General features: G+C 61.7%; 1 protein-coding gene. It reads left to right on the top strand.

Annotation, left to right across the window (positions count from 1 at the left end; genetic code table 11):
- Positions 1–1,484: DUF11 domain-containing protein (locus tag NZ653_10070; protein ID MCS7287462.1), on the top strand; the 1,484-nt coding region annotated here is incomplete at both ends.

Below are 1,484 nucleotides of genomic sequence, written 5' to 3'. Positions count from 1 at the left end.
TGGTCTCGTCATTTGGAGTCTGGGTGACCAGTATCCGCCTGCTTCTGGCGTGGTGACCCTGGTGGTGCGTGTGGCGACACCGCTGGTCAGTGGCACGCTGATTTACAACGTCGTCGCCATCACCGACACTGCGGGCATCAGCGATACCGATACGATAACTACACCTGTCCATAGCTCCCACACCCTGAGCGTGACCAAGTCCGCTTATCCCAGCCCTGTGGAGGCTGGAGACCTTCTCACCTACACCATTGCCTGGACCGTTTTGGGCAACCAGCCCGCCTTCGGCGTCACTATCTCTGACACAGTGCCAGCTAACACCACCTTTGTGACCTGTTTCGGTGTCCTCTGCAGCCACTCGGCTGGCCTGGTGACCTGGAACCTGGGGACGGTCTACCCGCCCGCCTCCGGTGCGGTGACCCTGGTGGTGCGGGTGGATAGCACTGTTCCCAGCAGCACTCTGATCTACAATGCTGTCACCATCACCGACACTTTCGGCCTTACTGACACTGATGATGTCACCACACCTGTCCAGACCCGGGCCGACCTGACCGTCGCCAAAGCCGACGTCCCCGACCCGGTGATCGTGGGGACACTGCTAACTTACACCCTGACCGTCACCAACAATGGTCCATCGGTAGCCCTCAACGTCAGGGTTACTGACACCTTGCCGCCCGAGGTGGAGTTCATCTCCGCCGACCCGGCCCCGGCCTCCGTCCCGAACCCGCTGGTCTGGGCGCTGGGCAACCTGGCCGCAGGCGAATCCCGACGACTGACGGTGACCGTCCGGGTGCTGGTGACGACGACCAGTGTCTTCACCAACGCTGTCGTTGTCAGCTCTGAGACGCCTGACGATAACCCTGGCAATAACGCCGACGACGAGCCCACCGCACCGCTGGTGCCAGGCTTGGAACTGACCAAGGACGTCGTGCCGGGCCAAGCGGTGCGGAACATGCCCTTCACCTACACCATCCGCATCACCAACACCGGCCAGGTGACCTTTAACCCGCTGGTGCTGACGGACACGCTCCCCGCCGACTTCTACTACGTCGTCGGTTCCGGAAGCCCGTCCGACCCGGACGTCATCGCCGAACCGACTCTGGTCTGGTGGAACCTGGGCCCGCTGGCCCCCGGCCAGAGTATCACGGTGACCTTTGCAGTGACGGCCACGCCGGGCATCACCGGCATCTACTGGAATGTGGCGCTGGTCGGCGGCGAATACCCCGGCGGCGTTATCACCGACACCGACGATGCACCTGTTGCCATCACTGACCCGGCAGTGGCGGTAGATAAAAAACTGGTCGCTGCTGATCTGGATGACATCTTCCCGAACTACGTCACTTTCACCATCCTCATCACAAACACCGGCATCAGCGTCATTGACCGACTGCCACTGGTGGACAGTTACGATCCAAATGTCTTGAGCTTTGTGACCGCCACGGTCTACCCCAACGAGCCTGCCGACGACGGCCTTCTGACCTGGTACG

Source organism: Anaerolineae bacterium, from assembly GCA_025062375.1.
In the GTDB taxonomy this organism is placed as follows: Bacteria; Chloroflexota; Anaerolineae; order SpSt-600; family SpSt-600; genus SpSt-600.
The sequence above is the reverse complement of the archived record's forward strand: the minus strand, read 5'-3'. Positions and strand labels throughout refer to the sequence as shown.